The organism is Mycobacterium shunyiense, from assembly GCF_058270035.1.
On the sequence record NZ_JBZDPT010000002.1, the window covers coordinates 89,375 to 105,039 of the forward strand.

At 65.6% G+C, this 15,665-nt stretch carries 20 protein-coding genes; 10 read left to right on the top strand and 10 right to left on the bottom strand.

Annotated elements, in window-relative coordinates:
• The first annotated feature begins 5 nt into the window (after window positions 1–5).
• Entirely contained in the window at window positions 6–332 is a 327-nt protein-coding gene (locus AC4ELS_RS02290) for a YnfA family protein (protein WP_064934896.1), read from the top strand.
• Between the two features lie 5 nt (window positions 333–337).
• On the opposite strand, the gene AC4ELS_RS02295 is transcribed toward AC4ELS_RS02290, so the two are convergent.
• The gene (locus AC4ELS_RS02295; protein ID WP_064881514.1) at window positions 338–1,225 is read right to left on the bottom strand and encodes an SCO6745 family protein; all 888 of its coding nucleotides are present in this window, start codon (window positions 1,223–1,225) and stop codon (window positions 338–340) included.
• 8 nt (window positions 1,226–1,233) lie between these two features.
• Window positions 1,234–1,950 carry a FadR/GntR family transcriptional regulator gene (locus AC4ELS_RS02300; protein WP_064881512.1) on the bottom strand — a complete coding sequence of 239 codons (717 nt, stop codon included), beginning with the start codon at window positions 1,948–1,950 and terminating at the stop codon, window positions 1,234–1,236.
• A 120-nt stretch (window positions 1,951–2,070) separates the two neighbouring features.
• Here AC4ELS_RS02300 and AC4ELS_RS02305 point away from each other — a divergent pair, with 120 nt between their 5' ends.
• Together AC4ELS_RS02305 and AC4ELS_RS02310 are read left to right on the top strand one after the other, a co-directional pair.
• Complete coding sequence (locus AC4ELS_RS02305) at window positions 2,071–2,586, top strand: gluconokinase (protein WP_499045627.1); 516 nt, start codon at window positions 2,071–2,073, stop codon at window positions 2,584–2,586.
• Entirely contained in the window at window positions 2,583–4,025 is a 1,443-nt protein-coding gene (locus AC4ELS_RS02310) for a GntP family permease (protein WP_499045630.1), read from the top strand. Before AC4ELS_RS02305 ends, AC4ELS_RS02310 begins: the two co-directional genes overlap by 4 nt.
• A 62-nt stretch (window positions 4,026–4,087) precedes the next feature.
• On the opposite strand, the gene AC4ELS_RS02315 is transcribed toward AC4ELS_RS02310, so the two are convergent.
• Genes AC4ELS_RS02315 through AC4ELS_RS02325 form a run of 3 tightly spaced genes read right to left on the bottom strand, consistent with a single transcriptional unit; the run spans window position 4,088 to window position 6,292 of the window.
• Window positions 4,088–4,618 (bottom strand): RDD family protein, encoded by a 531-nt coding sequence (locus tag AC4ELS_RS02315; RefSeq protein ID WP_055114004.1) that lies wholly within the window; start codon window positions 4,616–4,618, stop codon window positions 4,088–4,090.
• A gap of 10 nt (window positions 4,619–4,628) precedes the next feature.
• Window positions 4,629–5,423 (bottom strand): DoxX family membrane protein, encoded by a 795-nt coding sequence (locus AC4ELS_RS02320; RefSeq protein ID WP_064881506.1) that lies wholly within the window; start codon window positions 5,421–5,423, stop codon window positions 4,629–4,631.
• 47 nt (window positions 5,424–5,470) lie between these two features.
• On the bottom strand, window positions 5,471–6,292 hold the full coding sequence (locus tag AC4ELS_RS02325) for a serine hydrolase (RefSeq protein ID WP_463793400.1): 822 nt from the start codon (window positions 6,290–6,292) through the stop codon (window positions 5,471–5,473).
• Window positions 6,293–6,335: 43 nt separating this feature from the next.
• Here AC4ELS_RS02325 and AC4ELS_RS02330 point away from each other — a divergent pair, with 43 nt between their 5' ends.
• The 3 genes from AC4ELS_RS02330 to AC4ELS_RS02340 are packed head-to-tail and all read left to right on the top strand — an operon-like array spanning window position 6,336 to window position 9,022.
• On the top strand, window positions 6,336–7,034 hold the full coding sequence (locus tag AC4ELS_RS02330; protein WP_499045634.1) for an MBL fold metallo-hydrolase: 699 nt from the start codon (window positions 6,336–6,338) through the stop codon (window positions 7,032–7,034).
• Between the two features lie 44 nt (window positions 7,035–7,078).
• Complete coding sequence (locus AC4ELS_RS02335; protein WP_498883281.1) at window positions 7,079–7,897, top strand: acyl-CoA thioesterase domain-containing protein; 819 nt, start codon at window positions 7,079–7,081, stop codon at window positions 7,895–7,897.
• A 54-nt stretch (window positions 7,898–7,951) separates the two neighbouring features.
• Window positions 7,952–9,022, top strand: a complete 1,071-nt coding sequence (locus tag AC4ELS_RS02340) for a M20/M25/M40 family metallo-hydrolase (RefSeq protein WP_499045636.1) — start codon at window positions 7,952–7,954, stop codon at window positions 9,020–9,022.
• Between the two features lie 2 nt (window positions 9,023–9,024).
• On the opposite strand, the gene AC4ELS_RS02345 is transcribed toward AC4ELS_RS02340, so the two are convergent.
• From AC4ELS_RS02345 to AC4ELS_RS02355, 3 genes are all read right to left on the bottom strand, one after another.
• Window positions 9,025–9,441, bottom strand: coding sequence for a GtrA family protein (locus AC4ELS_RS02345; RefSeq protein WP_498883330.1), 417 nt, complete (start codon window positions 9,439–9,441; stop codon window positions 9,025–9,027).
• A 105-nt stretch (window positions 9,442–9,546) separates the two neighbouring features.
• Window positions 9,547–10,020, bottom strand: a complete 474-nt coding sequence (locus AC4ELS_RS02350; protein WP_499045734.1) for a hypothetical protein — start codon at window positions 10,018–10,020, stop codon at window positions 9,547–9,549.
• Between the two features lie 34 nt (window positions 10,021–10,054).
• Window positions 10,055–11,407, bottom strand: a complete 1,353-nt coding sequence (locus AC4ELS_RS02355) for an aromatic ring-hydroxylating oxygenase subunit alpha (RefSeq protein ID WP_498883283.1) — start codon at window positions 11,405–11,407, stop codon at window positions 10,055–10,057.
• 155 nt (window positions 11,408–11,562) lie between these two features.
• Between AC4ELS_RS02355 and AC4ELS_RS02360 the strand changes: the two genes are divergently transcribed.
• Genes AC4ELS_RS02360 through AC4ELS_RS02375 form a run of 4 tightly spaced genes read left to right on the top strand, consistent with a single transcriptional unit; the run spans window position 11,563 to window position 13,939 of the window.
• Window positions 11,563–12,054, top strand: coding sequence for a hypothetical protein (locus tag AC4ELS_RS02360; RefSeq protein ID WP_064958685.1), 492 nt, complete (start codon window positions 11,563–11,565; stop codon window positions 12,052–12,054).
• A gap of 19 nt (window positions 12,055–12,073) precedes the next feature.
• Window positions 12,074–12,691 carry a TetR/AcrR family transcriptional regulator gene (locus AC4ELS_RS02365; RefSeq protein WP_448447335.1) on the top strand — a complete coding sequence of 206 codons (618 nt, stop codon included), beginning with the start codon at window positions 12,074–12,076 and terminating at the stop codon, window positions 12,689–12,691.
• A 35-nt stretch (window positions 12,692–12,726) separates the two neighbouring features.
• Entirely contained in the window at window positions 12,727–13,560 is an 834-nt protein-coding gene (locus AC4ELS_RS02370) for an EamA family transporter (protein ID WP_463793550.1), read from the top strand.
• 19 nt (window positions 13,561–13,579) lie between these two features.
• Window positions 13,580–13,939: a PNPOx family protein gene (locus AC4ELS_RS02375; protein ID WP_499045638.1), complete on the top strand. Its 360-nt coding sequence runs from the start codon at window positions 13,580–13,582 to the stop codon at window positions 13,937–13,939.
• Here AC4ELS_RS02375 and AC4ELS_RS02380 read toward each other — a convergent pair whose 3' ends face one another.
• Window positions 13,940–14,788: an ABC transporter permease gene (locus tag AC4ELS_RS02380; RefSeq protein WP_064881491.1), complete on the bottom strand. Its 849-nt coding sequence runs from the start codon at window positions 14,786–14,788 to the stop codon at window positions 13,940–13,942.
• The gene (locus tag AC4ELS_RS02385) at window positions 14,785–15,660 is read right to left on the bottom strand and encodes an ABC transporter permease (protein WP_448447339.1); all 876 of its coding nucleotides are present in this window, start codon (window positions 15,658–15,660) and stop codon (window positions 14,785–14,787) included. Before AC4ELS_RS02385 ends, AC4ELS_RS02380 begins: the two co-directional genes overlap by 4 nt.
• Between the last annotated feature and the right edge of the window lie 5 nt (window positions 15,661–15,665).

The window sequence follows — 15,665 nt, forward strand, 5'->3', positions numbered from 1 at the left end:
TGGTGATGGTAGGCAAATCGATCGCGCTGTTCGTGCTGGCCGCGGTGTTGGAGATCGGCGGGGCCTGGTTGGTGTGGCAGGGCGTACGGGAGCACCGCGGCTGGATGTGGATGGGGGCCGGCGTGATCGCGCTCGGCGCCTACGGTTTCGTCGCAGCGTTCCAGCCCGACGCCCACTTCGGTCGGGTGCTGGCCGCCTACGGCGGGGTGTTCATCGCAGGATCGTTGTTGTGGGGCATGGCCGCCGACGGCTTCCGGCCCGACCGCTGGGATGTCACCGGCGCACTTGTGGCGCTCGTCGGGGTCGGCCTGATCATGTACGCCCCGCGCTGAGGCTGTCAGCCCAGATGGGCGCTGTCGTCGTCGAGATCGTCGCGGCGCAGGCCCATGGGCGTGGCGGCCGGCACGTCACCGGCGGCCACCACCTGGCGGGTGATCGGCGTCAGCGTCGCGAACAGGGTGGTGATCTCGTCGTCGGTCAACGCGTCCAGCGCCGCCACCGACAACTCGTCGGTACGGTCCTCGACTGCCTGCTTGACGGCGCGCCCGGCGTCGGTCAGGTCGCCCCGGCTGTCCAGCCAGCCCCGGGAGCGCAGCCGCTCGACGTAATGCTCCCACTGCTCGTCGTCGTAGTCGCGGCTGCGCATGATCATCTCGCGCGGCACCCGGCCGGCCGCGGCATGCAGGACATTGCTTTCTCGGCCGCTGATCCCCTCGGCGACCAGCACGGCGATGTGGGAGTCGCCGCGTTGCTCGCGCAGCAGGGTGACCGCGTGCCAGAGCTTCGCGATCGGTTCCTCGGGCCACGGCAAGGCCCGATTGGCGGCGTAGAGCGGCCGCCCCTCCAGCGGTGCGGTGCGAGCTGCCTTCGCGGTCAGCTCGGCGGCCAGACGAGTGGATTCGGAGTCGGCCACCCCGGAGCGACGCAGCGCCGCGACCGCCGTGTCCGATCGCATCTGCAAATGCGTTGCCGGACTTGCTATGTCCCAGACCGCCGGCAGTGCCTTGGCAACCCGCTCGGCGGTGAAGTTGTAGAACGCGGCCGTCACGACTTCTGGCGCCACGATGCCGAGTGGAGCCGAGCGGCTGGCGAAGTACCCCATCCAGAAGCCGCGGTAGCCCGCGGCATCGAAGGCCGCCCGGGGCTCGGGGGCGAAGTAGGTGACTCCGTGTACCGGCTCCAGCCGCTCGAAGAATCGACGTGCCAACGCGGGAGTGCGAGTCATTCCGCTAGTTAAGCATCGGGGCCGACCGGATCGATCACCGCGGTGGCGGCCTCGTCGATGATGGCCCGCATCGCCCGCTCCGCGGCGTCTTCGTCGCGCAGCCGGATGGCCCGGGCGACCTCGTCGTGCAGCTCGATGGCGGCCGGATTGGGGGAGTGCGGCATCAGGCCGTGCTCGGTGCGTCCGGCCAGGACCTCGGCTACGACGTCGTTGAGCGCGCGGAACATCTCGTTGCCGCTGGCCTCGAGCAGGGTTCGATGGAATACCTTGTCCGCCAGTAGGTATGCGTCGAGGTTGCCGGACCGCCCGTGCACCACCATGTCGGACACCGCGGCGGCCAGCACCCGGCATTGGTCCGGATTCGCCCGTCGGGCGGCGAGTGCCGCGGCAGCGGGTTCGAAACCGCGCCGCAGCTCCGACAGTGATGCCAGCAGCGCTGCCCGGTCGCCGGCCTGTAGGCGCCACCGAATCAGCCTGGGGTCGAACACGTTCCACTTGCGCGCCGGCTGGACGGTGATCCCGACCCGGCGTCGCGATTCGACCATGCCCATCGACTCGAGCACCCGGATCACCTCGCGCGCGACGCTGCGGGACACCTCATGCTCGGCGCTGAGCCGGTCCAGGGTCAGCACCTGCTCGGCCGCCAGCTCGCCGGAGACGATTCCGGTGCCGAGCGAGGTCAGCAGGCTGGCATGCAGCGCGCCGACGTTTGAGGGCGAGGACACGATTACATCCTGTCATATTGCGCGTTGAGCATTAAAAAACAGATGTAATCGTGATTTTCTTGCAAACGTATGCTTTTTGCTTCATGCTGTGTGACGGCAAACACACATTGTGAGGGATGTATGGGTTCACCAGTCGTGGTCATGGGCGTATCGGGGTCAGGGAAATCGACAGTAGGCGCCGCGCTGGCACAGCGAATGCGCGTTCCGTTCGCCGATGGCGATGACTTTCACCCCGCCGCCAACATCGCCAAGATGTCGGCGGGCCACGCTCTCGACGACGCCGATCGCTATCCCTGGCTGGAGGCGATCGGCGACTGGCTCGCCGAGCACCACGAAGGTGGTGTGATGAGTTGCTCGGCACTCAAACACAAATACCGCGACCAATTGCGGCGGCACTGTCCCGGCGTCGTGTTTCTGTACCTGAGCGGCACACGCGAAGTGATCCGCCGACGTCAGGCCAGTCGGCCGGGACATTTCATGCCGGCCACGCTGCTGGACTCCCAATTCGCGACGCTGGAGCCGCTCGGACGGGATGAGGCCGGTGTGGCCATCGACGTAGATCAGAGCATCGATGCCATCGTCGACGAATATGTGGCCCAATGCGACGCTGCGACAACCGAACAGGAGAACCGATGACCTCGACGCTCACTCATCTCGCGGCCGGGACGGAGCTGGTTGAGCCGGTGGCGGGTGGCGCGCAGTTGGTCCTGGCCGCACTGGCCGGCATCGCGCTGATCGTCGTGCTGATCACGATCGTCAAGCTGCATCCGTTCCTGGCCCTGATCTTCGGCGCGCTGACCGTGGGCATGGCCGCGGGCGAGAACATCAGCGACGTGCTCGCCTCGTTCTCCAGCGGATTCGGGTCCACCGCCGCCAGCGTCGGGATCTTGATCGCTCTCGGTGCGATGTTCGCCAAGCTGTTGGCCGATTCCGGGGGAGCGGACGAGATCGTCGACACCATCGTCGGACACGCGTCACCGCGGATGCTGCCGTGGGCAATGGCGTTGGTGGGCGCGATCATCGGCCTGCCGATGTTCTTCGAGATCGGCCTGGTGCTGCTGATGCCGGTGATCTACCTGGTGGCCCGCCGTTCGCAACTTTCCCTGATCACGGTCGGCATTCCTGCGCTGGCGGGCCTGTCGGCCATGCACGGATTTGTTCCACCCCATCCGGGACCGGTCGCTGCGATCTCCTTGCTCAACGCCGACCTCGGGGTCACGCTGGCGCTGGGTGTGCTGGTGGCAATCCCGACGATCGTTGTGGCAGGCCCGTTGTTCGGCAAGTTGGCCGGACGCTGGGTCGTTCTCGAGGTCCCGGACCGGTTCGACGCCGCGGACCCTACGGACGGGCAATCGAACGGCGATGGCACCGCCGGCGCGGCGGGAACGGTGACCGCGACGAAGACGCGGCCGACGTTCGGCCTCACCATGTTCAGCGTGCTGTTGCCCGTCGCGCTGATGATGGGCAAGGCGCTCGTCGACATCCTGGTCGACGACAAGTCGCATCTGCTGCGTCAGACGTTCGACATCCTCGGCCAGCCCTTGATGGCGTTGCTCATCGCGGTGGTCGTCGGCATGTTCACTCTCGGTGGCGGAGCCAAGATGAGCCGAGACGAGATCGTGAAGATCATCGAGTCATCTCTGCCGCCGGTGGCAGGCATCATCCTGATCGTGGCGGCCGGCGGCGGATTCAAACAGGTTCTGGTCGACACCGGAATCGGCACCCTGCTCGCCGAATGGGCCAAGGGCGCCAATCTGTCCGTGGTGCTGCTGGCGTGGGTGCTGGCCGTACTGATCCGGTTGGCGACCGGGTCGGCCACCGTGGCCACCATCACCGCGTCGTCGCTCATGCTCGGCCTGGTAGATGGGATGAGCACCGGCCAGGTATCCCTGGTGGTGCTCGCGGTGGGTGCCGGATCGTTGTTCTTCTCGCACGTCAACGACGCCGGATTCTGGCTCGTGAAGGAATATTTCGGGATGTCCGTGGGCCAGACCATCAAGTCCTGGTCGCTGATGGAAACCGTGCTGTCGGTATCCGGTCTGGTTTTCGTCCTCTTGCTGGGGCTGGTCGTGTGAGACGGTAAACCGAACCCCGAAACGTGAGGTGCCCGGTGAACGGGCACCTCACGCAAGGGTTCTCAGCCCCGGACCACCTGTGTTCCGCCGGCGAGTTCGTCGTGCTTGCCCTGTTTGGTGGGGCTGCCGCTGATGGTGACTGCGATGACGATCATCGCGACGACCGCCAGAAGGCCGCCCACCCACGGGATGATCGTCAGCAGGGTGAAGGCATTGCGAATCGCCGACTGCGCGGCCGTCGGCTTCGGTGTGCCGCCGGGTCCGTGTACTGCGAGCCCCAGTACCTTCTTGCCCGGTGTCGACCCCATCCCCACTTCGAACGCCACGTAATAGATGAACATGAGGAGTCCGGTGAACAGACCGGTCACCCAGTAGCTCGACAGTGAGTCGGTGACGAACGACAGGAAGAACGCCCCGATCATGACGACGATCCCGTCGATCACGCGCGCCAGCCATCGCCGGCCCAAGCCGCCAGGGGTCTGGGTGCCGTAGGGCGGGGGATACCCACCCGGTACTTGCCCGCCGTAGGGCGGTGGGTAGCCGCCCGGTTGTCCGTACTGACCGAATTCCGGTGGAGAGTCGCCCGTACTCATGCCGTCAACGCTACCGACTCCGTCGCTGCTCGAGTTGGGCTCGCGCGACATCGGCCAGCGCAGCGGAGCGTTCACGCGCGGCCTCGGCGAGTTCGGGTGCCCGCTCACGGGCGATGTGGGCGAACTCGGTGGCGCGTTCGCGGGCCGCGTCGGCCACCTCGGGACCGTGTTCCCGCGCGAGTTGCGCCAATTCGGTCGCCCATTCAGTCGTCCGTTCCACTGCCGCATCGGCGAGTTCGCGGCCGCGTTCGGCACCGACGGCCAGGCCCTGACCGACCTTCTCGGCGAACGCACTGTCGGTGAGGGCGTCACTGCTTGCGGATACACCGGGAACGACGGCGGCGACGCTGGCCGAGACGTTCCGTGCCGCACGGCGTCCGCGCCAGGCCAACGACGGCTTGCCGGCCGTGTCGGCTGCGGCGATGATCAGTCCGCCCAACAGACTCACGTCGGTGAGAAACTCACGACGCTGAGCCGCGGCGTGTTGCGGGTCGGTGTCTTTCAGGAATGCCTGTGAGCCAATGCTTCTCGGAATCATCGTGATGGCCAGCGCCGCTGCGGTGAGGCGAGGGGCCCGGCCGAGCGCCAGGAGTAGCCCACCGCCCACCTGAACCGCCGCGTTGACCCGTGCGACCGTGTCGGCGTTGTTCGGAACCCCGGCACCCACGGGGCCGGGCAGTGCACTCAGCGCACCCAGGGTTCTGCGTGTCGCTTCGGTGGAGGTGCTCGGGTCGCGCAGGGTCTCGACGCCTCGGGCGATGAAGGTCGCAGACAGCATGGGGCGGGCGATTCGTCTGATCAACATGAGCTAGGAGTTCCCAGAGCCCGCCAGGGCAAACCTGTCCGGTCAGGTCAGCGTCGCCCGGCCAGCAGTACCTCGCTGAGATGCGTGGTGGTCTGAACCCCGTCGTCGTAATCGCCCTGGTCGCCGAGGGCATTCATGATCGCCAGCGTGTAGCGCTGCTGCGGTCCGGCGAAACCTACGCTGTTGACCACCCAGCCGCCCTGTTCGAGTGACCAGCCGTCTTTGTTGCCGGGTTTCATCGCCGCGCCGGCGCCCCAGACGCCCCACTGCTGGTTCGCGTCGACGTGCTGGAGCGCATCGACGATGTCTGCCGTCTCGGCCGGGGTCAGGCTGGTCAGCGTGTAGGTCATCAACCGATCCAGATCCTCGGGTGTGGCCTTCTGGAAGCCCCAGTACGGGAACGTCCTGCTGAACCCGCGCTGCGGTTGCAGCCCGGTCAGCCCGTACGCGGGGAAGTCGGCGTTGAACGCCTGGTGATCGGCGCCGCTGTACCGCGACCACAGGGTGTCGGCCGCATCGTCGTCAGAGGAGTGCAGCATGGCCGCCATCAGCGCCCGGTCCGAATCGGTCAGCGTGACGGTGCCGGCCCGTTGCCTGGTCAGCAGGTCGACCACCATGGCCAGCTTGATCGTGGACGCCGTCCACACCTGTTCGCCGGCGTGTGCATTTCGGTAGACCGCGCCGGTGGTGCGGTCACGCAGGACGTACCCGACCGTGCCCGGGCGGGTCGCCAAGTAGGCGTCGGCAGCGGCCAGGCGCTCCGAAAAGTCGCAGTCCGATCCGGTCAGACAGGCGGCACTCGCCGACGGGACAGTGGTGCCGGCGCCCAACGCGGCCAATACGCAGGCAAAGGACAGGAGGCGGCGCATAGGAGTAGCTTCGCAGGGTGGATCCGCTGGCCGGCACGGGGCTGTGAACTACGAGTGGGAACAGTTGGGGGCGGGTGTGTGGCGCACGCGCCTGCCCTTCCTGGACGTGACCGTCGGTCTGGTCAGTGGCAGCACCGATGCTTTGTTGATCGATGCCGGTACGACTTTGGCCGAGGCACGCGGCATCGAGGCCGATGTCGCGGTGCTCACAGGTCATCGGGTCAGGCATATCGTCCTGACGCACAACCATTTTGACCACGTCCTCGGTTGCTCCTGGTTCAAGGATGCCGACATCTGTGGTGCACCAGAAGTTGCCGCTGCCATGACAAATGGCCGGTCGCTTTTGCGCGAGGACGCGGTCCGCTACGGCGCCGACCCCGACGACGTCGACCGGGCCATCGCGGCAATGCCGGAGTCCGTGCATGAGGTGACCGGTGGAGAGATCGATCTCGGTGGCCGGACCGTGAGCATCTGCCGCCCCGGTGCCGGCCACACCAACCACGATCTGATCGTCACGGTGCCGGACAGGCATACGGTCGTGTTCTGTGGTGACCTCGTCGAACAGTCCGGCGACCCGGTCATCGACGCCGACTCCGACCTCGAATCCTGGCCGGTCACCCTGGAGGCGGTGCTGGCCGCGGGCGGGGAGGACGGAATTTACGTTCCCGGCCACGGCGCCGTCGTCGACGCGCATTTCATCCGGCTCCAGCAGCGTTGGCTGGGTGCCCGGCGGCCTTCGTGATCCCCGCCGTCCAAATTAGTTAGCCCATATGCGACGATTCGCCGATGACCGAGGTTGACGCCCATTTCGTGCAGTCCGAGCAGGACCGGTTCCAGCCGACCCGCTTTGCCCAGAGCCACTGGGGTCAGGATCATCTCAACGGCCCGGCGCTCGTCGGCCTGGCCGCCCGGGCATTGGAGTCAGCCTTCGGCCTGCCCGAATTTCTGCCGGCTCGGTTGACGGTCGACCTGTTCAAGGCCGCCCGTGGGCTGCCGACGACGACGAAGGTGGCGCTGCTCCGCGACGGCAGGCGTGTCCGCAACTCCGAGTGCGAACTGGTCCAGGACGGCGTCACCGTCGCGCGGGCGACGTTGGTTCAATACCGGTTGAGTGAACCGCCGCGTGGTGAGGAATGGATCTCGCCGGCCGGCTTCGAACCGCCCGCCGTGCTCGACGGAGATCGGACGACATACATGGGCAGCGATGCCGGCGGTTGGAGTCGCGCCATCGCCGACCATCAGAACGCGTCGCGTAAGCGATTCATGAACCGCACCATCACCGTGGTGCAGGGCCACCCGAATTCGCCCTTTGTGCGGGCGGCGATGGCGGCCGAGGGCACCAGCCTGGTCACCAACCTGGGAACCGCCGGCGTCGGCTACATCAACGGTGACCTCACGGTCGCGCTGTCGCGGCTCCCGCGAGACGAGTGGATCGGCGTGGAGGCGGACTCGCATCGGGCCGCCGACGGCATCGCGGTCGGCGCCTCGACGTTGTACGACAGTGCCGGGTCGTTCGGCACCGGCCTCGTCACCGCGATCAGCAACCCGGCGGCTCAGATCGATTTCAACAACGACCCGTTCCCGGATCGCACCGCACCGAGGTGACCGCCTGACCGGCACCGAGGTTTCCAGCCCGGCCGCAGCGGCAATAGAGCAGACATGGCCGGGCTGGATGACGGGTTCGAACGTGCGCTGTTGCAGGAGCTCTTGCTGGCCTATGGCCCGTGCGGTCAGGAGGACCAGGTGCGCGAGGTCTGCCGCCGGGAGCTGGAACACCTCGTCGACGAACTTTCGACCGATGCCGCAGGCAACCTCGTCGCCTTGATCAAGGGGGCGAAGCCGGGCGCCGCAACCACCCGGATACTGGCCCATCTCGATGAACTGTCCATGCTCGTCAAGCGGATCGAGCCGGACGGCACACTGCGGCTGACCCCGCTGGGCACGATGTACCCGGCCAATTTCGGTCTGGGCCCCGTCGCGATTCTGGGCGACGACGAAACCCTGTGCGGGGTCCTCGCATTGGGCTCGGAGCACACGACACAGGAAACCCAGCACGTCTGGCAGACCAAGCCCGACCAGGGCGACAAGGCACTGGATTGGCCGGATGTCTACGTATTCACCGGCATGGAGCCCGACCAGCTGGCCAAGACGGGTATCGGACCGGGCACCCGGGTGTGTATCGACCGCAGCAAGCGTGAGCTCATCGAGGTGGGTGACTACTTCGGCTGCTATTTCATGGACGACCGTGCCGCGGTACTCGCCCTGATCCTGCTGGCCCGACGGCTGAATGACACCGGTCGGCGTCCGGCCGGCGACCTGTACCTGGTGTTCACGACGAACGAAGAGGTCGGCGGGGTAGGCGCGGCCCACGCCTGCCGGACCGTGCCCGGGGATCTCACGCTCGCGGTGGACGTCGGCCCGACCGAAGCGGAGTACGGCACCACGGTCACCGGCGGGCCGATCGTGGCGTACAGCGACGCGCAGTGCGTATACGACAAGGGTGTCGCCGATCGCCTGTGTGCGATCGCACGGGATCTCGGATATTCGCCGCAGGCGGCGGTGCTCGGCGCCTTCGAGTCCGATGCGTCACACACAAAAGCCTCAGGGCTGTCGCCCCAGGCGGGACTGCTGTGTCTGCCGACCTTGAGTACGCATGGCTACGAGGTGATTTCCCGTACCGCCATCACGGCGGTGACAGATGTATTGGTCGAGGTCGTCGTCGATGGGTGAACTCACCGAAACACCACCCATCGCATGGCGGTGTACATGAACACCGCCTCACATCCTCCGGCGACGACCCGGGCCAGGTGGTACTCGACCCCCACGGCTGCCAGCCCGCTGGAGACGCCCAGGATGAATGCCAGGTAGTTGACCACGACTACGACCACGTACACCGTCAGCTGGGGACCGACCGCCGCGTGCGAGCGGAAGTTCAGAGTCCGGTTCAGGTAGTAGGCCAGGCCGAAAGCCGCGGCGTATCCGACCGTCACCGCGACCGGGAGCGACGCCCGGAACCCACCGTGCAGGAATGTCAGGATCATCAGGTCGACCCCGAAGGTGAAGGTGTTGATCAACGCGAAACCGAGGAATGTCGGAGCCACAAGAGAATTCAGTGGTGCGGGCAGGGCCCGCACCACCGCGACGCACATCTGGTGGAATCGCTCGGCCGGCGTAACCCGGCGCGGTTCGCTCCGCACATGGACACGGTGGCATCGGAAGGTGTCAGGACCGTGATCAACGGGCGAACTTCACCGTCACTCCGAGATCGCCACGCCCTCATAGCTGGTCAGCATCTCGGTATTCGGCAACGCCATCTGCAGGTAAAGGTCGATGTGGCGGATCTTGTCGTCGGCGGTGAACTCGTACACCGAGATCGAGTTGACCACTGACTCGAAGTCGCCAATCTTGGTGCGTTCCTCGAGTTCGAGGAACACGACGCCGTCGACTTCGCTGACGCGCTTGAACAAGCCGTCCCACTCCGAAGCGGCGGCCCAGTTCGTCATGAAGTCGATGTACTGCTCCCAGTTCATGACCTCCTTGAAATTGCCGATGCGTTCAAACTCGTCGACGGCGACCAAGTCGGCCAGCGGGGCCCACCCTTCGGTCCCGAAGCCGGGTTGTTTGGCGGCGCCCACCAGTTGCTTGGTGGTGACCGCATACTGCACCACGGTGCGGCATCGACCGGTGTAGTCGTCGACAACTTCGCTGACATCTTTCAACGGTGGAATTCCTGTTCTGTGGTCGGATGGGCGATGGGACGCGTCAGGAGCCGGCTGCTGCCAGATATTTGTCGACGACCGAATGGAAGTGGGCGATGACGACTTCTTCCTTGACCAACGCCATGTGCTGCAGGGCGGTGTTGCGCAACCCGATCTGCTGACGTGGCATCTGCTCGTAATCCTGTTGCAGCGCTTCGAAATACTTGTAGCTGCCCGCCTCGTCGACGACGATCGGTTCCGCGGTGAAGGCGGCTTTCATCTCGTCCGGCAGCCACATATAGCTGGCCACATGCCAGATGCAGCGGTTGGGATCACCGTCCGGGTGCGGCAGCGACATGATGATCGTGGCTTCGCCGGCCCGGATGGTCATGAAGAGATTGGGGAACCACACCCAGCCGTGGTTGTCGCTCATCTGGGCGTCGGTCAGCTCGCTGACGTCAAGTCCCATGCCGGTCAGGGTGTCTCGCGTTGCCCGCTGCAGCAGCAGGCGGGCGGTGATGCCGTCGGGGAAGTTCAACGAGCCATCGTCGGCGCGGTACTCGGCGACAAGTTCCTGGAACCGGGGGAGCACCGCCACCGTCGACGGGAAGGTCTCGGGCAGATCCATGATGCCGTCGACCTGCTGCTCCGGGGTGGCTCCGACGACATCGAACGGTGCCATCGACACGCTGTGCTGCTCGAAGAACCGGTACCGGCTCGTGGCGGGGTCGATGTTGATCACCCGCAGCAACTGCGGGTGGATGCCGTCGATGTGGTAGCCCTCCTGGAAGGCATCGAGGACGACTTTCCAGTTGCAGTCGATGGCCTCGGTCACGTCCATCACCGTCACCATCTCGTCGAGGTGATACGGCGCCAGCATCGTCGCGACCTCCTCGCCGATGAAGTCCGCCAGAGGTCCGGCATTCGGATCAGGGTTGAGGAAGATGAACCCGGCGAAGGTTCCCACCGAGACCTCGATGAGGCCGTGGGTTTCTTTGTCGATCGGCCCGGCCAGCGCCTCCCGCAGCATGCCCTTGAGTCGGCCGTCGAGGTCGTAGGACCACAGGTGGTACTGGCAGAGAAAGCCACGTTTGGCGTTCCCGCGGGCCTCGCGACACAGCACGTTGCCGCGGTGTCGGCAGGCATTGACAAATGCGCGAAGCCTCTCGTCCTTACCCCGCACCACGAGGTAGGACTGATCAAAGATCTGGTACTGCTTCCAATCGCCGGCCTTGGTCAACTCGTCGACCCGGCCGACCACCTGCCACACCTTCTTCCAGATCGAATCACGCTCCTGGGCAACGAATTCCGGCGCGACATAGCGACTGGTGGGAATCTGCATCCGATAGGCATCGGGCGCGATGTCGTCCAGCTTGGTGGCGGTGTCGACCCAATTGCCGGGGCGTGCTGTCTGCACGGGCTGACCTCCTCATTCGATATCGGGGTTGCGAGGCGTGGTTGGAGAACAGAACGTCCTCACATGTGACTGCGATCACTACTATACATTGACGTATCTGCAATACAAGTATGAATATCTATGGGACAAGCCGCAGCGATCGTGGAGGTGTTCTGGTGCGGGCTCAGTTGGACGTTCTGGCCAAAAGCGCAGAGCAAGCGGTGATCTGGGCCGGCGGACTCATCTGCGACCGAGCACTCGGGGGTTGGGCGGTCGTCGTCTGGCTACCGGAAACGGTCGGGACGCCGGCATTGAAGATTCTCGGCGCCGAGACCCGTATCGGGGTCCTGGACGCCGAGTTCGCCGACACCGGGACAACGCTGGTCCGGGTCGGCCATTCTCTGAGCTCGGCGGCGGAGCGCCCACGGCACCAGACCTATCGCTGTGTTCCGCCCGTTTCCCACAGCTCGCCGCACGACGGCTCCGGCCGGCAGGTCAGCAGCGACGATGCGCTTCAGCATCGCCTCAGCATGGCCGCCCGTGCCTTCAAAGAGCAGGCACTGAGAGCCTGCGGAAGTCTGGCCTCGGCCGGATTCACCGAGCACTTCCGGCCGGCCGAGCAGCGGTGGTCGCCGCGGCAGGCAGACACCGCCACACCCGCTGGCTAACGTTTGACAGGATGGGGTCATGGCCGAACGCTGGACGAAGCAACGCCGCTTGGAACACACGCGCAACGTCCTGCTGGATGCTGCCGAAGAGGTATTCGCGCGCAAAGGGTTTGACGGCGCCGCACTCGAAGACATCGCCGAAGTCGGGGGATACACCCGGGGTGCCATCTACTCCCACTTCGGCAGCAAGGCCGAACTGTTCCTCGCGGTGATCGAACGGCAGCGCCAACAATTCCTCGACGGATTCGCCGACATCATCGAAACGTTCCACGCGCTCGAGGATCTCGACGCCGACGAACTCGGCGACCGCTGGCGAGATCTGGTGGCCGCCGAGGGGTCTGACCGTGCCGTCCTCGGATCCGAGTACACGCTGTTCCTGCTGCGTAACCCCGAGGCGCGCGAGCGCGTGGCTGCGCAGCGTGAGGAGACGGTCCGCGCGCTGGCCGACTACATCTCCAAGGGTGCCGCCCGCCTGGGCGGCCATCTGAGCATCCCGGCGCTGGACCTGGCCCGGGTCATTCTGGCCGCCAACGACGGCGTCACGCTCAACAGCCTTGTCGACGACCAAGCGGTCTACCGCCCGTTCCTTCGCATGGTTCTGGCCAATATTGTTGTCCCCAAGGGGAACGACTTGTGAGCAAGACCGGACATCCTGCGCGCACCGGCGCGCTGATGGCCATGGCCTCCATGCTCTGCGTACAGATCGGGCTGGCGGTTGCCGTCGGCCTGATCGATGACATCGGCGCCGAGGGTGCCGCATGGCTGCGCCTGGCGTGGGCGGGCGTCCTGATGCTCGTCATCGTGCGACCACGCCCCTCGGCGTTCACGAGATCGGCATTCTGGACCTGCGTCGCACTCGGCGTGGTCACCGCCGGGGTGACGATGCTCTTCATGGCGGCCCTGTCCCGGATCCCGCTCGGCACGGCAAGCGCGCTGGAATTCCTCGGGCCGCTCGGGGTGGCCGTCGCGCACGGGAAAGGCCGCAATCGGATTCTGTGGCCCGGGCTGGCGGCCGCCGGGGTGGTCCTGCTCACCGAGCCGTGGACGGGCGACGTCGACCTCATCGGTGTGCTCTACGCACTGAGCGCCGCACTGTGCTGGGCGTGCTACATCCTGCTGACGCAGCGGGTCGGCGATGAGGTGGCCGGTATCAAGGGACTGGGGGTGTCGATGCCGGTGGCCGGTCTGGTCGGCAGCGCGGTGGTGGGGCCGTCGGTATTTCCCCAGCTGACCCCGCAGCTACTGCTGATCGGTGTGGGGCTGGCGATCCTGCTGCCGGTGGTTCCTTTCGCCCTAGAGATGTCCGCGTTGCGGTATCTGAGCACGGCGGCGTTCGGGACGCTGATGGCGTTGGAGCCCGCCTTCGCGATGCTGGTCGGTTTCGTTCTGCTCCATCAGGCTCCGGCCGCGGCGGCGGTGATCGGTATCTGCCTGGTGGTGGCGGCGGGAATCGGGGCAGCTCGCACGGGTGCGCGCTCCACACCGGTCCCTGCCGAGATCGGTTGATCCGGCTACGCTGGCGCCAATGGCACGCGGTGGAGTCTTCAATTCCCCGGTCTCGCGGTGGTTCAATGCGGCAGCGGTAGGCCTGACCCGGGTACCGGTGTTCGGCCGATGGATCGGTCACGGTGTGGTGGTGATCGGTTACACCGGGCGGCGGTCGGGTCAGTGGTTCGAAACCCCGGTTTCGGTAAAGCGGGACGGCGATCAGGTGACCATCCACGTGATGGCGCCGGACAGCAAGAACTGGTGGCGCAACTTCCTCGGCGAGGGGGGACCGCTCACCTTGCGGAATCTGGACGGCAAGGATCGCACGGGGCACGCGGTCGCCCACCGTGACGGCCGGGGCAAGGTGGCCGTCACGGTGCAGCTCGACGCCTCCTGATCAGGAGACGTCGATCCGTTTGCGCCGGTACAGCGTTCCGGCCACGAGCAGCAGCAAGCTGATCACCAGGATGGCTGTGGCCAGCACGTTGATCTGCGGCGGCACCGCAGCCTTGACCGCCGCATTGACGTACAGCGGATACGTGACGGTGGAGCCGCTGACGAAGTAGGTGATGATGAAGTCGTCGAGCGAGAGTGCGAACGACAGCATGGCCGCGGCGACGATACCCGGAACTATCAGCGGCAGAGTCACTCTGAAGAACGTTCTGGTCGGGCTGGCACCGAGGTCCATTGACGCGTCCTCAAGTGTCCAGTCGAACCCGCGGACTCTGGCCCGCACCGTCATGGCGATGAAGCTGACCTCGAATGCGACGTGGGCGACGAGGATCGTGGTGTAGCCCGCAGCCCAGCCGAGGTCGAGGAACAGGGTCAGCAGGGAGGCGCCCATCACGACCTCGGGCGCGGTCAGCGGGAGCACCAGGAACGTATCGACCGCTTTGTGGCCGCGGAAGCGTTGGCGCACAAGGGCGATGGCGACCAGGGTGCCGAGCACCAGTGCGATGGCGGTGGATACCGCTGCGACGTTCAAGCTCAGCTTGAGGGCGTCGGTCAGCGCCGGGTACTTGAACGGGTGCGCCCAGTTGTCGAGCGTGAACCCCTGCCAGGTGTAGTTGAACTTGCCTGCCGGCCTGTTGAACGAGAACATTACGATCACGAAGATCGGCAGGAACAGGTACAGCAACACCAGGCCGGCGACAATCCGCAGTGCCCAGTCACCCCATCGTGGTGAGCCTTTGACTACTTTCGGTTCAGCCGGACTGGTGGCGTCGGCCATCGCGGTCAACGTCATACGAGATCCTCCGTACCGAGCGCCCGCGTGTACAGCAGTACGCCGACCAGGATGATCGCCATGAGCACCATGCTGAGTGCGGCTGCCGCGGGATAGTCCTTGACCACCAGGAACTGCTTCTGGATCACGTTGCCGATCATGGTGGTTTGCGTGCTGCCGAGGTAGTCCGCATTGATGAAATCGCCCGCAGCGGGGATGAACACCAGCATGCTTCCGGCGAGTACCCCTGGCATCGACAGCGGCAGAATCACTTTCGTGAAGCTGCGGGCGTTCGAGGAGTACAGGTCCTTGGAGGCCTCGATCAGGCGGGGATCGATCTTCTCCAGGCTCACGTACAGCGGCAGGATCATGAAGATGATCCAGTTGTAGGTCAGGCCGCCGATCACGGCCCAACTGGTCGACAACAGCCGTCCCTCGCTGGGCAGCAGTCCGATGGACCCGAGCGCGCTCACCACCACACCGTCGTCGGCGAGAATCGTCTTCCAGGCGATCGTGCGGATCAGGAAGGTGACGAAGAAGGGCAGAATCACCAGGCCGAGGATCAGGTTCTTGTATCGGCCGGCTTTGAAGGCGATGACGTAGGCCAGTGGAAAGGCCAGCAGCGCACACAGCAGAGTCGCCACCAAGGCATAGCCGAACGTCCGAAGAATCTGGTCCTGATACTCGCTGAACGCATGTGCGTAATTGCCGAAGTTCCAGTCGAATTCCAGTGTCGGAAGGTACACCGAACCGCCGGATGTCGACAACGAGGTGCGTGCCAGCGAGATGAACGGCACCACGAAGAAGATTCCGAGGTACACCAACGCCGGCAGGATCATCAGATACGGGGCGATCTTGCTCCGCTGCCGGCTACTGGTGGCCACGCCTGCCATCGGCG

What these genes read in the sequence shown, in the direction of transcription:
- AC4ELS_RS02340 (WP_499045636.1), top strand. Translation starts at nt 7,952, where the DNA reads ATGGCCGGGCTGGATGACGGGTTCGAACGTGCGCTGTTGCAGGAGCTC.
- AC4ELS_RS02370 (WP_463793550.1), top strand. Translation starts at nt 12,727, where the DNA reads ATGGCCATGGCCTCCATGCTCTGCGTACAGATCGGGCTGGCGGTTGCC.
- AC4ELS_RS02335 (WP_498883281.1), top strand. Translation starts at nt 7,079, where the DNA reads ATGACCGAGGTTGACGCCCATTTCGTGCAGTCCGAGCAGGACCGGTTC.
- AC4ELS_RS02380 (WP_064881491.1), bottom strand. Translation starts at nt 14,788, where the DNA reads ATGACGTTGACCGCGATGGCCGACGCCACCAGTCCGGCTGAACCGAAA.
- AC4ELS_RS02315 (WP_055114004.1), bottom strand. Translation starts at nt 4,618, where the DNA reads ATGAGTACGGGCGACTCTCCACCGGAATTCGGTCAGTACGGACAACCG.
- AC4ELS_RS02345 (WP_498883330.1), bottom strand. Translation starts at nt 9,441, where the DNA reads ATGTGCGTCGCGGTGGTGCGGGCCCTGCCCGCACCACTGAATTCTCTT.
- AC4ELS_RS02365 (WP_448447335.1), top strand. Translation starts at nt 12,074, where the DNA reads ATGGCCGAACGCTGGACGAAGCAACGCCGCTTGGAACACACGCGCAAC.
- AC4ELS_RS02320 (WP_064881506.1), bottom strand. Translation starts at nt 5,423, where the DNA reads ATGTTGATCAGACGAATCGCCCGCCCCATGCTGTCTGCGACCTTCATC.
- AC4ELS_RS02305 (WP_499045627.1), top strand. Translation starts at nt 2,071, where the DNA reads ATGGGTTCACCAGTCGTGGTCATGGGCGTATCGGGGTCAGGGAAATCG.
- AC4ELS_RS02385 (WP_448447339.1), bottom strand. Translation starts at nt 15,660, where the DNA reads ATGGCAGGCGTGGCCACCAGTAGCCGGCAGCGGAGCAAGATCGCCCCG.
- AC4ELS_RS02290 (WP_064934896.1), top strand. Translation starts at nt 6, where the DNA reads ATGGTAGGCAAATCGATCGCGCTGTTCGTGCTGGCCGCGGTGTTGGAG.
- AC4ELS_RS02375 (WP_499045638.1), top strand. Translation starts at nt 13,580, where the DNA reads ATGGCACGCGGTGGAGTCTTCAATTCCCCGGTCTCGCGGTGGTTCAAT.
- AC4ELS_RS02325 (WP_463793400.1), bottom strand. Translation starts at nt 6,292, where the DNA reads ATGCGCCGCCTCCTGTCCTTTGCCTGCGTATTGGCCGCGTTGGGCGCC.
- AC4ELS_RS02295 (WP_064881514.1), bottom strand. Translation starts at nt 1,225, where the DNA reads ATGACTCGCACTCCCGCGTTGGCACGTCGATTCTTCGAGCGGCTGGAG.
- AC4ELS_RS02310 (WP_499045630.1), top strand. Translation starts at nt 2,583, where the DNA reads ATGACCTCGACGCTCACTCATCTCGCGGCCGGGACGGAGCTGGTTGAG.